Source organism: Bradyrhizobium sp. CIR18 (genome assembly GCF_014198295.1).
Taxonomy (GTDB): Bacteria; Pseudomonadota; Alphaproteobacteria; order Rhizobiales; family Xanthobacteraceae; genus Bradyrhizobium.
In genome coordinates, this window is the sequence record NZ_JACIHF010000003.1 from 84236 (window position 1) to 98012 (window position 13777).

The 13777-nt window shown below is 63.7% G+C and carries 14 protein-coding genes and 1 tRNA gene; 5 read left to right on the forward strand and 10 right to left on the reverse strand.

What is annotated here, in order from left to right:
* Positions 1 to 13: 13 nt before the first annotated feature.
* From GGD65_RS13330 to GGD65_RS13345, 4 genes are all read right to left on the reverse strand, one after another.
* A complete protein-coding gene (locus tag GGD65_RS13330) occupies positions 14 to 523 on the reverse strand; it encodes a hypothetical protein (protein ID WP_179738358.1) in 510 nt (169 codons plus the stop codon).
* 306 nt (positions 524 to 829) lie between these two features.
* Entirely contained in the window at positions 830 to 1138 is a 309-nt protein-coding gene (locus tag GGD65_RS13335; RefSeq protein ID WP_026202518.1) for an EthD family reductase, read from the reverse strand.
* Between the two features lie 127 nt (positions 1139 to 1265).
* Complete coding sequence (locus tag GGD65_RS13340; protein ID WP_246783286.1) at positions 1266 to 2972, reverse strand: cyclic nucleotide-binding domain-containing thioredoxin-disulfide reductase; 1707 nt, start codon at positions 2970 to 2972, stop codon at positions 1266 to 1268.
* A 25-nt stretch (positions 2973 to 2997) separates the two neighbouring features.
* The gene (locus GGD65_RS13345; RefSeq protein WP_183235559.1) at positions 2998 to 3186 is read right to left on the reverse strand and encodes a hypothetical protein; all 189 of its coding nucleotides are present in this window, start codon (positions 3184 to 3186) and stop codon (positions 2998 to 3000) included.
* A 316-nt stretch (positions 3187 to 3502) separates the two neighbouring features.
* Here GGD65_RS13345 and GGD65_RS13350 point away from each other — a divergent pair.
* The 4 genes from GGD65_RS13350 to GGD65_RS13365 all read left to right on the forward strand — a co-directional run bounded on the left by GGD65_RS13350 (position 3503) and on the right by GGD65_RS13365 (position 7481).
* Positions 3503 to 3577: transfer RNA gene (locus GGD65_RS13350), tRNA-Thr, on the forward strand.
* A 44-nt stretch (positions 3578 to 3621) separates the two neighbouring features.
* On the forward strand, positions 3622 to 3972 hold the full coding sequence (locus GGD65_RS13355) for a RidA family protein (RefSeq protein WP_018321254.1): 351 nt from the start codon (positions 3622 to 3624) through the stop codon (positions 3970 to 3972).
* 797 nt (positions 3973 to 4769) lie between these two features.
* Positions 4770 to 5237, forward strand: a complete 468-nt coding sequence (locus tag GGD65_RS13360; protein WP_183235560.1) for a DUF4440 domain-containing protein — start codon at positions 4770 to 4772, stop codon at positions 5235 to 5237.
* A gap of 1038 nt (positions 5238 to 6275) precedes the next feature.
* A complete protein-coding gene (locus GGD65_RS13365; protein WP_183235561.1) occupies positions 6276 to 7481 on the forward strand; it encodes a DUF418 domain-containing protein in 1206 nt (401 codons plus the stop codon).
* Positions 7482 to 7614: 133 nt separating this feature from the next.
* Here GGD65_RS13365 and GGD65_RS13370 read toward each other — a convergent pair whose 3' ends face one another.
* The 3 genes from GGD65_RS13370 to GGD65_RS13380 form a co-directional block, all read right to left on the reverse strand.
* On the reverse strand, positions 7615 to 8091 hold the full coding sequence (locus GGD65_RS13370) for a Crp/Fnr family transcriptional regulator (RefSeq protein ID WP_183235562.1): 477 nt from the start codon (positions 8089 to 8091) through the stop codon (positions 7615 to 7617).
* Positions 8092 to 8152: 61 nt separating this feature from the next.
* Complete coding sequence (locus GGD65_RS13375; protein ID WP_183235563.1) at positions 8153 to 8815, reverse strand: ferric reductase-like transmembrane domain-containing protein; 663 nt, start codon at positions 8813 to 8815, stop codon at positions 8153 to 8155.
* 12 nt (positions 8816 to 8827) lie between these two features.
* Entirely contained in the window at positions 8828 to 9316 is a 489-nt protein-coding gene (locus tag GGD65_RS13380; RefSeq protein ID WP_018321247.1) for a twin-arginine translocation pathway signal, read from the reverse strand.
* A gap of 423 nt (positions 9317 to 9739) precedes the next feature.
* Between GGD65_RS13380 and GGD65_RS13385 the strand changes: the two genes are divergently transcribed.
* A complete protein-coding gene (locus tag GGD65_RS13385) occupies positions 9740 to 10747 on the forward strand; it encodes an LLM class flavin-dependent oxidoreductase (RefSeq protein ID WP_183235564.1) in 1008 nt (335 codons plus the stop codon).
* 29 nt (positions 10748 to 10776) lie between these two features.
* On the opposite strand, the gene GGD65_RS13390 is transcribed toward GGD65_RS13385, so the two are convergent.
* The 3 genes from GGD65_RS13390 to GGD65_RS13400 form a co-directional block, all read right to left on the reverse strand.
* The gene (locus GGD65_RS13390) at positions 10777 to 12342 is read right to left on the reverse strand and encodes a tannase/feruloyl esterase family alpha/beta hydrolase (RefSeq protein WP_183235565.1); all 1566 of its coding nucleotides are present in this window, start codon (positions 12340 to 12342) and stop codon (positions 10777 to 10779) included.
* Positions 12343 to 12483: 141 nt separating this feature from the next.
* Positions 12484 to 13359 (reverse strand): amidohydrolase, encoded by an 876-nt coding sequence (locus tag GGD65_RS13395; RefSeq protein ID WP_183235566.1) that lies wholly within the window; start codon positions 13357 to 13359, stop codon positions 12484 to 12486.
* 14 nt (positions 13360 to 13373) lie between these two features.
* A complete protein-coding gene (locus GGD65_RS13400; RefSeq protein ID WP_183235567.1) occupies positions 13374 to 13766 on the reverse strand; it encodes a RidA family protein in 393 nt (130 codons plus the stop codon).
* Positions 13767 to 13777 lie beyond the last annotated feature (11 nt).

The window sequence follows — 13777 nt, forward strand, 5'->3', positions numbered from 1 at the left end:
GAGAATCGTGTGATCAGGCAAACGCCATCGGCTTGAATCGGCGCCAGGCGCCGATGGTGAGCACGATGAAGAACACCAGCACGATGCCCTGCACCGCCGCGAACACGGGACCCGACGGCGGCGCCGGCGCCACGGCCGGCGCGAGCGCGGCAAGGGCCGGGACCTTGAGGAACGACTGGATGACCAGCACGAAAACGTTGAAGTAGAGCGAGATCATCGCGGTCACGACATAGACCGGACGCCAGACGCCGGCGAGCTTCATGCCGTACAGCGCGATGCAGGCGATGGCGAGCAGCACCAGCGAGATGATGCCGATGATGTGCGAGGGCAGCAGCTTCTCGAACGGAAACAGGAAGCCGGTGGCGCTGGTCAGGATCGTGAACAACAGGAAGATCGCGGTGAGGCCCGGCATCGACTTCGACCCGAGCAGGCCGAACATCACGACGAGGCCGGCGGCGATGGCGATCAGGCTGATGACGACATGGACCAACGTGAGGGCGGGCAAGCTCAAGCCGAGGACCATGACATCTCTCCTACTCGTCTGGTGTCAAAATTCAGGAGAGTAGTATTACGACCCTCATGGGATTGCCACCTGCGTTGTCGTCACATGCATGTGCGAAGCCATGCGTCATCGTGCGAATCGACAAACGCATGGCTGAATTTTTTGCACCGCTGTCACAAACGACGGCAGTTTGTGGTTCGTAGCGCGAATTTTGTAGCCCGGATGGAGCGCAGCGTAATCCGGGAATCGTGCCACAGGAAAGCAGGTCCCGGATTACGCTTCGCTCCATCCGGGCTACGAGATCTTCAACGAAAGTCGAATCGAGTCTCACACTTCCTTGGTGTCGAAGATCAAGAGGTCGGCACCGCCGCTGGCGAATTTCGGCACGTCGGCTCCGGTGGCCTTGCCTTCCGGACTGCCGAAGGCTGCCTGGATGTCGCCCACGCTGTCGAAGGTGAGAATGGCAACGAGATGGATTCCGGAAGGACCTGCGGGAGATGCGACCGGTCCCTTGCTGACGGCGTATTTCTTCAGGCCGGGAAGTTTCTTGGCGAGCGGAATGTGCGTCTCGGCGTAGTACTTGTCGAAGGCCGCAGCATCCTTGGGTGTCTTATAGAGCACGACGACTTCAGCCATTTAGTCCTCCCGATTGATCTCTTGTTCGTTCCGCGGGCGATACGCCTCGCGGGTGCCGCGATAGTCCGCAGGACGCGGCACGATGGCAAGCCTCATTCGACTTGCCATTCGCTTGTCTTGTCCTTGACTAAAGCGCCGGTTTTGCGGCGTCGCCGAGATAGCCGTGCAGGGAGGCCACCACCTGGGCGCCCTCGCCGATCGCGCCGCCGACGCGCTTGACCGAGCCGGAGCGGACGTCACCGACGGCATAGACGCCGGGCACGGAGGTCTCCAGCGGCGCCACCAGCTTGCCCTGGTTCTGCTCGGACTGCGCGCCCGTGACGACGAAGCCGCCGCGATCGAGCGTCACGCCGCAGCCGTCGAGCCAGGCGGTGGCGGGATCGGCGCCGACGAACAGAAACAGATTGCGGATGTCGGCAGAATCCTCGTCATCGGACAGCCGGCTCTTCCAGCGGATGCGCCGCAGCAGCGCGGCCTCGTCGCCCTCGAGCGCGGTGATCTCGGTGTTGAACATCAACTCGATGTTCGGCGTCGCTTCGATGCGCTCGATGAGATAGCGCGACATGCTGGCCCCTAGGCCGCCGCCGCGGATGATCATCAAGACTTTCTTGGCGTGCCCCGACAGGAACACGGCCGCCTGGCCTGCCGAATTGCCGGCACCGACCAGCGCCACCTCCTCGCCGGCGCAGAGCCGCGCCTCGACCGGTGAGGCCCAGTACCAGACGCCGCGTCCCTCGAACTTGTCGAGGTTTGCGATCTCCGGCCGGCGATAGCGCGCGCCGCTCGCGACCACCACCGCGCGCGAGCGCAAGGGATCGCAGCCGTCGAGCGCCACCGCGAATGCGCCGTCCTTGCGCGTGCAGTCGAGCGACTTCACCGTCACGGGAATCATGATGTCGGCGCCGAACTTCTGCGCCTGGGTGAAGGCGCGCGCTGTCAGGGCCTGGCCCGAGATGCCGGTCGGAAAGCCCAGATAATTTTCGATGCGCGCACTGGCGCCGGCCTGGCCGCCGAAGGCGCGGATGTCGAGCACCGCGACGGACAACCCTTCGGACGCCGCATACACTGCGGTGGCAAGCCCGGCCGGTCCGCAGCCGACGACCGCAACGTCGTAGATGCGGCCGTCCTTGGCGCCGCCGATCATGCCGATGGCGCGGGCAAGCTCGGTCTCGCTGGGGTTGCGCAGCACCGCGCCGCTTGCGGCGACGACCAGCGGCCAGTCTTCGGGTTTGGGCGAATAGCGCGCGATCAATTCGGCCGCGTCGGAATCACGATCGGGATCGAGCAGATGATGCGGCTGACCGTTGCGAGTGAGAAAGCCCTGCAACCGCACCACGCCGGCGGAGTTCGACGGCCCGATCAGCACGGGGCCACCGATGCCGCCCTGGATCAGATTGACCCGGCGCAGGATCAGCGCGCGCATGATGCGCTCGCCGAGATCGGCTTCGGCGACCAGCAGCGCGCGCAGCCGGTCCGGCGGCAACAGCAGCGTCTCGACATCGCCCTCGGCACGGCCGTCGACCAGCGCCGGCTGGCCCGAGAGCTGGCTGAGCTCGGCCAGAAATTGCCCCGGCCCCTGGTCGATCACAGGGGTGACGTGGCCGAGGCCATCGCGCTGGGTGATGGCAACGTGGCCCTTCAGCACGACGAACATGCCGGGCCCGGGCTTGCCGGTCTCGAACAGGAACTCACCGTCCGCATAGCTGCGGACCTCGCCGAAATGCCTGATCCGCTCGATCTCGGTCGGCGTCAGCGTCGGAAAGGTCTGCTCGGGGCGGGTGAAGCGCGACATCAGCGCCTCGTCACCGGTTGGTTGCTGTCCGTTCTGCCCCATCGTCATGCTCACTCATTCCAAATTCTTAAGTGCCGGCTTTCCCGGCGGCCCCCTCATTTAGGGAACCATCGTCGTTCTGCGAGGGGTCCGTGCTTGCGGCGCGTTCGCGCGCCTGCAGCTTCCGCCGCTTCAGGTTTTCGCGCAGCGCCGCTTTCAGGCGGTCATCCCGGGACGTCCTCGCCTCGTTCGTGCTCTTGTCGGTCTCGTTAGCCATCACGGGTCCATCACATCGATCGGCGGCAGGATGCCACCGAATGGCGACAGCTCAAGAGGCGAGCGCGATCCATTCGTGCGAAACGCGAAATGGATCGAATCCGAGGCCTGGGGCAACTGGCCAGTTGGCGGGGGATATCGGGGCCCGATTCGGCGGGAAGTCGGTGATTTTGCGTCAAAATGGGCATTTTGGCCGCGATATCGGCCCGATTTTCTCGGTTTGACGGGCCTAGCAAGCTTGCACAGGAGGGGGGCTTGTGGCAGATATCGGCCCGCTTGGTAGCGCCCCTCGGGCGCCCGATTCTTCACCAGCACATGCTGCCGTAGCTCAGTGGTAGAGCACTCCATTGGTAATGGAGAGGTCGACAGTTCAATCCTGTCTGGCAGCACCATTTTTTCCCATTGCAGCGAGCCCGCAACACCCACGGATGCGATCGTGATCACACGTTCCCTGCCCTATGAAGGACTGCTCCACGAGATCGTCGAGCATAATGGCGTGCTTTATCTCGGCGGCATCGTCCCCGAGGATGCGGGGCTCGATATGACGGGCCAGGCCGACGATGTGCTGCGCCAGATGAAGACCCTGCTCGAGGGGGCCGGCTCCGATCTCTCCCGCGTTCTGCAGGTGACGATCTTTGTGGCTGATCTCGCCGACAAGGCGGCGTTCAACCAGGTGTGGAAGCGCTATTTCCCCGCGGACCATCTGCCGGCGCGTGCGGCCGTTGGCGTTGCGGATCTCGGCCCGGGCATTAAGCTGGAGCTGACGGCGATCGCCGCCCGCCGCTGACTGGAGCGACACGGGCGAGGCGAGAGCGCGCGGTCATTCCAGTGTTCACACATCAAGCAACGTTCTCGCGGCGCGAAGCGTCCGAGTTTGGCTGTTTTCCTTGACCCTCTTCCTTGAAGAGGGCGCAGGGAAGACCGGGTGCCGGCTGGCACCCATGACCCGCTGCGCGAAGAATTTGCACACGCAAATGCGCAGGCGGACAACAGGTGGGCCGGAAAACACCCGGCCTTCCCTGCGCGATGGGTTGACGGCCTATGCCTGCTCTCCCCGGAGCCGAATTCCTTCTGGCCTCCGTCACCTCGCGAAAACCGATGCACCGCGTCCGGTCGGCCGATGCATCTTCGCGAAAGCTTGGCTGTAGCAACGACAGCCAGGACCACATGGTTTAGCCGTACGCGACTGCGTCGTTCGTCACACGGAGAAGGACCTCACGAGGTTCACCCGCCCTGGTCCCGCCTTCCCGTGCCCGACGCAGCCGCGTCCACCGCACCCCGGCCCACGTTCGTTGCGACGTACGATCGCCCCTCTCCTCGGGCAAGGATGGCGGGAATATGCCGCAATTCCGAATTTCGGTAAAGTGGAATATTTTTGAGGGAGGGGGTTGACGGGATTTGGGGTGTTTTGCCCGACGGGTCAGAAGCGTTGCGGTCAATACCGGGTTTGACCCGATGCGGGAATCCTACCCACCGGCCATGGCGTCTGAAATCACGTGGTATTTGGACCATCGTTGGGGTAATTTTCTGTTGCGACTGATAACCGCGAGCGGTTCTTCGCCGCGACATCGAGGGAGGACGATCATGACCTTCCGCGCACGAAGCCATCTGGCTCTCTTCGCTTCATTCCTGCTCCTGACTTCGGCTGACGCGGTTTACGCGGGCAGCGAGGACGAGGTGAAGGCTCTTTTCGCAAGATTTGTTGCCGCACAAAACGCTCATGACCTCAAGGAGGTTGGTGAGCTTTTGCAAGATTCAGCTCAGTTCTTGTGGATCACGCGAGGGGCCCCTGTCTGGGGTCACGCCGCAGCCATCAAGCGCTTTGAGACCCTGTATCAAGGCACTTGGTCCCTCGATCCGAAAATGGACGAACTGAAGGTCATCGAATTGCAGACGGGGGTGGCGCAACTCTATGTGCCAATAACCTTTATGATCTCACCGCCTGGGCAGACTGCGCAGCCGACACGGTTCCTGATGAATCAAGTGCTGGTGAAAACGGGCGACGGTTGGAAGATAACAAGCATCCTTCCAATTCCTGCGCCTCAGCCATAGACCAAATTCATTTGCCGAATGCTTCGGAACAATGGCGCCAGTTGGTTCGCATCGGATCAAGCGAGCCACAAGAACCGATGGCTCTCCGTCCGATTGGGCGCGGCCGCTCGGGGTGAACCGGGCGGCTTATAAGATGCCGTTGCACTGCACGTTGACCCCTCGTTTCATGGTGATAATCTTTGGCTCGCAGCCTGTCCGGGAGGACACAATGGGATGGTTCGACCGCCTGTTTGTAAGGATGTCGGAGCCGACGACCCCTCTCTTTGCGAGATTTCGGCGGAAATCGAAGGCACCGACCGACCCTGATCTTCTGAAAATCGCCAAGGACCGGAAGGGACATATTTCCCGCAGAGCCGTCAGGGACGAGTATAATCGACTGGTCTTGGAGAAGTACGCGCACGACAAGTCGTGACTGCCAAGATCCTCGAGGCCGATCTCAGCGGCAAAACATGATGGTTTCGCAACGGCTCTGTCCCCTGCGCACCATCAATTTTCGGCCATTCAACTGCAGTGCCGCGAACCGCTCATCCGCCCGCGCCGCCGTTTGTTCGCGCCAAGCGCTCCGCCCATCCTGCGCGCTGATACCGGGCTCCGGCCGGTTTGGCTGCGCAGGTAAGGTTAATTCTTCCTTTCGATTGTCGGTAAAGTTTTATCTATTATCGTTTTGCCGTGGATGATGAACCAAGAGGCTTCGATAGTGTTTGCGTGTTGCCTGATCGTGACCGGGATTGCGTTGCTTCTCTCCGGCATCGTTGCCTTCGGCTTTCATAGAAACTCACTGCACGCGATGGCGTTGCTGTAACCGTATCAGGGCGCGGGCTCGCAGGATGGGTGTCGACCTGTCCGCCTTAGCTCAATGAGCGAAGGCGGAAGCGAAACCCATCAAATCCTTTCGAGGCGGTGACCAAACGTGATGGGTTTCGCAAGGGCTCTACCCATCCCACGCGCGAAGAGTTCTGCGCTTAGAGTGCCGGTGCAGGGGTCCATAGGCGAAATGAGGCTACCCAAATTCGTGCTACAATCTATAGTCGTGGCACAATGGTCTTGGCTCCGATCCACGAAAGCCTCCCCGGCCCCATAAGCCCTTCCGACCGCATTGAAAGCATCGATGCACTTCGTGGCGTGGCTCTGCTTGGCGTTCTGGCGATCAACCTGGTTACCGAATTCCGCGTCTCGATCTTCCAGCAGTTCCTGCCGGCTAAACAGCCTGCATCGTCCCTGGATCGAGCTGTCGAGACGGTCTTGATGCTGGCCGTGGACATGAAGGCGTTTGCGCTGTTCTCGCTCCTGTTCGGCGTGGGACTCGCAATCCAGTTCGAGCATCTTGCCGCGAACTCGCGTCGCGCGCTTCTGTTGTTTCGCCGTGTGCTTGCCTTGCTGATATTCGGATTGATTCACCTGTGCCTGATCTGGAATGGCGACATTCTCACCGAATATGCGATAGCGGGTCTCGTCGTTCTGCCGTTCCTGTTTGGTCCCCGCTGGCTCTTGCTGGCAGGCGCGGCCGCGTTTCTCGGGCTTTACCTGACGATGCAGGTATGGTCGCCGCCCGGGCTGTTCCCCAGCCTCGCGTCGATCCAAGGCAATGTGGAAGAGGCGAACCGCGTCTATGCAACTGGAAACTTCGGTGAGGTGCTGGCGTTCCGGCTTCGCGAAATCGCTTTGATCCTCCCGCTGCACGTCTATGTCTTCCCTCGCACCCTGGGCCTGTTTCTATTGGGTGCATTTGTGTGGCGCAGCGGCGTCCTGCAAAAGCCGAAGCACATCCTCCTGTTCACGGCTGGGGCCGGCTGCGTTGGTCTCGGTGCAGCCATTATCCTGCTGAGAGCAGGGAACGCGATGGCCGGCACGAGTTTCGGCGTACTGGCCACTCCCGCAGGCACGATCCTGCTTGCGCTCGGCTACGGTGCCATCATCATCGCTATCGCCAGCTCCAGGGGGAAAGCGTTGCTGGGCTGGGCCGCGCCGCTGGGCCGCATGGCGTTCACGAACTATCTCGCCCAATCCGTAATCTTCGGGTGGATCTTCTATGGCTACGGCCTTGAGCTCTTCGGTCTTCTCGGCGCCGCCGAAGCGCTCGCGATCGGGTTCGTGGTCTACGTCGCCCAGGTCATCTTCAGCGGATGGTGGTTAGGTCGGCACCGATATGGTCCCGTCGAATGGTTATGGCGAACGCTCATGTACGGCACGCCACAGCCGCTTCTACGGGCTGGGCTCAACGACTCGGGCCAACGGGCGGCCTAAGTCCGTAGAATGGGTCAAGCGACTTGTCCGCCGTAGCTCAATGAGCGAAGTCGGAAGCGAAACCCGTCAAATCCTTTCGAGGCGCTGACTAAGCATGTGGGTTTCGCGAGTGCTCTACCCATCCGACGCACCATCAATTGTCGTTACCCGCCGCACGTCGGGCAAACCGCTCATCCGCCCGGCGCAGCCGCCGGCATAGCTCGCGATTGATGTTCTGCAGTACGATCACATAGGCGTGGATGTCGGCCTTGTAGCAGGCGTAGAGATTTTGGGCGGTCAGCTCGTACAGCACCGTCGGCACCTCCGCGACCACCGTTGCCGAGCGGTTTTGCATTTCGATCAGCGTCATCTCACCGAAGAAGTCGCCGCGCTCCAGTACCGAAATCGGGATGACGCTGCCCGCATTCGCCCGCTTGCTGACCGCGAGCCGGCCGGATTTGACGATGAACATCGAGCGCCCCGGCTCGCCTTCCGCCACGACGGTTGCGCCGGCGTCGAAGCTGCGCTCGACCAGCATGGACATCAGGAGGTCGAGGCTTGGCTCCGGAAGACCGCCGAAGAACGGCGTCGCGAGCAGGAACGCTTCCAGATCGGGAGCACTGACAGCCATTGCGCAAGGATACGCCCCGTCGCCATCAGCGGCAAGCAGAGCGCCGTAGCCGAATAGAGCGTTAGAGTAATCCGGGGCCCTCGGCCGCGGACCGCGCGCCACTCTCCCCGCGCAGCGTCCGTCGCTTTCGCCAGACCTGCAGGTCGATCATGACTTTCACCGTCACCGCAAGGACCAACATGCACAGCACGACCTTCGAGATCGTCTCCATCGTGCCCTCGATCAGGAGGCAATGGACCACGCTGCCCACGACGATGACGATCGCCAGCGGAATATGAATGATGCGCCAGGTTCGCGGTCGCAGTTCCAACCGCCGGCGCAGGGACGCCAGCAGCGCAACAATGAAGATGGCCCACATGGCGATCACGCCGAAGGGGGAGAAAGGCGTCGGCGATGAGAAGGTGAGAGCGTCGATCATGTCGGGCGGGCTGGTGATCCAGAGGCCGGCAACGTGGATCACCACCGCGAAGGCGAGCGTGCCGCCGATCCAGTGATGGGCACGCCGCCCGCGATAGGCCGACAGCGGCGCCAGATATCCGCCGATCAGCAGCGGCTGAACCAGCACGAGACCGAGCGCGATAATCCCGGCGAATCCGGCGAGGATATAGACCGGTCCACGCCATGCGAGCTGCTCGCTCGTCGCAGCAGCTGCGATCGGAACGCCGATGGCCAGGGCGAGGGCAACCCAGATCAGGATCGCCCGGGCCAATCTCCACCCCGTCATTCGCTGGCCCGATCAGGCCGGCTGCAGGACGAAATGCGCTTCGAGGCTGGTTTCCTTGGCGCTGCGCATCACCGGCCGCAGGAAGACGGTTTTGAACTCGCCGCTGTCATAGGCGAGGTGTCCATGCGGCTGGCCGAAGATCGGAATGATCTGCGGCATCTCGAGCCGGAACTTGCCGTCCTTGTCGGTGAGCGTGGCGCCGTGGCTCTGCGGCTCGTGCTCCTGGCCTTCGACCGTATGCGCCCAGATCTGGATACGCTGCCCGGCGAGCGGCGCGCCGTCGCCGGCGCGGCGCACGGTGCCGCTCATCCAGAACCCGCCCTTGCCGATGCGATCCACGATCGCCGCGCCCTTGCGGTAGTTGTTCGCACCACCCGACATCGTTTCGGTCGGTGCGAGGCCTGCCGCACGGGCCGGCAGCAGGAGGCCGGACACGCCGGTTGCCAGAACGGCGCCGCCGGCGGCGAGAAGGTTGCGGCGGTTGAATACGACCGTGGTCATGTCAGTTCCTCCGGGCGGTCGGCGCGACGGCGCGCCGTACGATGATTTCTCGTGCCCCGGACGCGGTGCAGCACGCAGCGATGAGCTGCAGAGCCGGGGCCTAGCCTGATGGGTTCCGGCTCTGCGGAGCAGCGTTTCACGCTGCACCGCGTCCGGGACACGCGACTAACGGGCAATGGCTGCTTCAACGATACAACAACAGGCCTGAAACGCCCAGTTACGACGCAGGGCGCAACGGGTCGCAATAACAGTGTTGTGAACGGGTGCGCGGCCGCTCGAACAGCTTCGTAGCATGGGTCAAGCGGAGCGAAACTCATCTGGCTCGTTCGGCGGCGAAGGATGATGGGTTCGCAAGTGCTCTACCCTTCCTGCGCACGGACACTACATGTGGTGGAACAGCTCCTTCTCGCCGGTACCCTCCCCATGATCCCCTTCTCCGTGCTCGACCTCGCGCCGATTTGTCAGGGCGGCGACGCCGCGCAGGCGTTCCGCAACTCGCTGGACCTCGCCCGGCACGCGGAAGCCTGGGGCTTCAAGCGGTTCTGGCTGGCCGAGCATCACAACATGACGGGCATCGCGAGCGCGGCGACGTCGGTGGTGATCGGGCATATCGCGGGCGGAACGAAGACGATCCGCGTCGGCTCTGGCGGGATCATGCTGCCGAACCATTCGCCGCTGGTCATTGCCGAGCAGTTCGGCACGCTGGAATCGCTCTATCCCGGGCGGATCGATCTCGGGCTCGGGCGCGCGCCCGGCACCGACCAGTTCACCGCGCGGGCGCTGCGGCGCGACCTCGCCACCAGCTCCGAGAACTTTCCGCATGACGTGCTGGAGCTGCAGGCGCTGCTTGGCGACGCACAACCGAACCAGGCAATCCGCGCCGTGCCCGGCATGGGGACCAGGGTGCCGCTCTGGATTTTGGGATCGAGCACCTTTGGCGCGCAGTTCGCCGCGATGCTGGGGTTGCCGTTCGCGTTCGCCTCGCATTTCGCGCCGCAGATGATGATGCCGGCGCTGCGCGAATATCGCGCGCGCTTCGAGCCATCGGTGCAGCTCGACAAGCCCTATGCGATGATCGGCGTCAATTTGTTCGCGGCCGATAGCGACGCCGAGGCGCAGCGAATGTTCTCCTCGCTGCAGCAGGCATTCATCAACTTGCGCCGCGGCACGCCGGGGCCGCTGCCGCCGCCGGTGGACGACATGGACGCGCTGTGGTCGCCGGCCGAAAAGGCCATGGTCGGCCAGTCGCTGTCCTGCTCCGCGGTCGGCTCACCCGATGTGATTGAGGCGAAGCTGAAGGCGTTGATCACTGATACCGGCGCGGACGAGCTGATCACCACCGGGCAGATCTACGACCACACCGCGCGGCTGCGCTCGTTCGAGATCGCGGCCGAGGTGCGGGACCGGCTGGCAAAGCAGCCGGCGGCGTGAGCCATACGCGCCGCGAGCGTCGCGGCGGCTTAAGGGACGGCGCAGGTGAAGTTCTCGGCCTGCTCGATGCTGCCAGTGCCGAGATAGCGCGCCTGGCGCGGATAGGGGCACAGCGGCCGGCTGCGCTCCGGCCAGGGCGTCTTCGCACCCGCACGAGCTTGGATGCGCTCAGGCGCGCGGCCCTGCTCGACCCAGTTCACCAGCGGGGTCAGCACGTCGAAGCTGTCGGTGGCAGGCCCTCCCGAACAATGGTTCATGCCGGGCACGAGAAAGAGGCGGGCGAAGTCGGCCGTCTCTTTTTCTCCGCCCGCAGCATTCATGAGCCGCTTGTACCAATCGAGCGTATCCAGCGCGGAGAACGTGGGATCGCTGACGCCGTGATAGAGCAGCAGCTTGCCGCGCCGCGCACGGAAGCCGGAGAGATCGACTGCGTTCGCCGAGATCGTCTGCACGGAGCTTTCCGGCATCGCCGCGCTCGTGCCGAAGATTTTCGCGTGGGCTTCCGTCACATCCACGGAGCGATAGAAATCGTAGACGGCGTCCGCTTCGCTCGCCAAGGGCGCGTGGGGCGGCGTCATATAGAGATAGGCCAGCGTCGCGCCAAACGAGACGTTGAAGGCGTTGACGCGGCTGTCGGGTGCGGTGCCGAGAATCCAGCGCCGCCATCCCTCCGTGGCGATGCCGGAATCATAGGGATAGGGCGCATAGATCCGGCGGCCCTGTGCCGTGGTCGGCCCCTGGAAGTAGTTCTCGACCGCTGTGACCTGCGCGGCGGAGAGACAACTCGCGGTCTTCTCGGCGGAACACTGCAGCGTGCGCGGCGAAAAACGACAGGCTGGCACGTTGTCGATGATGCCGTCGGCAAGGCCGTCGGCGGCATCGCAGGATTGAGCGATGGCCTTGGACAGCAAATCCATATCGGCCTGGGACAAGGCCTGCGCCAGGATGGGGCGACCGTCCGGCGCTTTCGGTGCGATCGCCGCAAAGGCTTGCGTCACGGCGGCGCCCGAGAGCCCCTTCTCTGGCATTCGAAACGCCGGCGCACCGGCCGCCACGCCGTCGAAATGCTCCGGGAAGCGCTGCGTGATCACCATACCGTGCCGCCCGCCGTTGGAGCAGCCCAGGAAATAAGAGTATTTTGGCAAGCGGCCGTAGTAAGCCTGGATGAAGTGCTTCGCCTGCCGCGTCACGACGTCGTCGGCGCGATAGCCGAAATCGATCCGCGCCTGCGGATCGAGGCCGAAGCTGGCGCCGCCGAGAGGGCCCGGCGCGTTGGCGTGGCCGGCGTCGGTCGTAACCGTCGCGTAGCCCTGATTGAGCGCGCTCGGCTGTCCGCCGCCGGGCTGCGCATCGCCGCTGCCGAGAACACCATCGGTGCCGCCCTGCCCCTGGAACACGAAGCGTCTATTCCATGCGTCCGGCAATCGGAGATGCAGGCCGATCGCAAACTTCTGGCCGTCGGCGCCGGTTCGCTCGTCGAGATAAGCGATCACCTCGCAATGCGCGGCAAGCCCGCCGGCCGCCGGACGCGGCTGCGCCTCGCTGACGCGCATCGCCGCGCCGGACTCCTGGTGGAGCCGATCGCATGCGGTCACGGGCGGGACGGTGTCGCTTGCCGCTGCGATTGCGGTGGAGGCAACACTTGCGATGCAAGCAAGCGCTGCCTGCCAGACCGGACGACGCAGCCTACGTGCCGAAACGATCAACATGCGGTCCCCCGACCGTGAATGCTCCGACTAGTCCGGAAAGCCGAACAGCTTGGCCGGATTGTGGACGAGAATCTTCTCCAGCTCCGCCTGGTCCGGGGCGTAGCGGTACATCAGCTCGAGCAGATCGGCGTCGTTGGGCGGCTGCTTGACGGAGACCGGATGCGGCCAGTCGCTGGCCCAGACGCAGCGGTCGACGGCGGCCTCGATATAGGCGCGCGCGATCGGGATCACGTCGTCATAGGGCGCGCCGGCCTTCGAGGTCTTCTCGCCGAGCGACAGCATCACCCAGAAATTGCCCTTCTTGAGCAGCTCGAGCATCTTGCGCAAATTCGGATCGCTCTTGCCGGCTTCCGGATCGGGGCGCGCCATGTGATCGATCAGCACGGGGACGTCGAGATTCTCGTACTTGGCGATGCTCGATATGATGCCGTCCTTCTCCGGCTGGATCTTGACGTACCAGCCGAGCTCACGGATGCGGGCGATGGCGCGGGCGAAATCGGCATCCGACAACACCGCGCCGAGCTCCTGGCGGAAGCTGAAGCGCGCGCCACGCACGCCGGCGTCATGCAGCTTGGCGAGATAAGCGTCGTTCGCCTCCGCGAACACCAGTGCGTTGGCGCAGCCGCGATAGTTCGGGCCCATCGCGGCGAGGCCGTCAAGCACGACGGCATGGTCGGCGCCGTAGGTCGTGGTCTGCACGATGATGCCGCGCTCGATGCCGAGCGCCTTGTGGACGCGCAGCGCGGCCTCCCAGGTCGCGGTCGGCATGCGGTAGGCCGCGCCGGGACGCTCCGGATATTTGTCGATCGGACCCAGCACGTGGAACTGGCTGTCGACGGTCTTCGGCGGCGGCGCCTTGATGGGGCGGCGCGGATTGGGATCGAACGGCAGATAGGTCGGCATGCGCTAGAACTCCTTCAGTCGATCACGGCGGTGAAGTCGCACTGCACCAGCGCGCCGCCGTCCATATTGTCCATCGGCAGCGCGTGGCGCGCCGGGCGCGAATGCTCGTCCGGAAACATCTTGAGCCACTCGACATTGATCGGGCCGCGCTGCGTGCGGTCCTTCAGCCATACCGTCATCTTGATGATGTCGTCGGTGGTGCCGCCGGCGGCTTCCACCGTCGCCTTCATGTGCGCGAACATGTTGGCGCATTGCGCATCGAGACTTTCCGGCATGACGCCGGCGTTATCGCGGCCGAGGATGACGCCCGACATCACGAGATTGCCGATGCGGCAGGCGTTCGGAATCGGATTGGCGTGCTTGAAGCCGCCGATATGAATGCTCTTGCGCCGCGTGTGACCACTCATAGTGCGCTCCC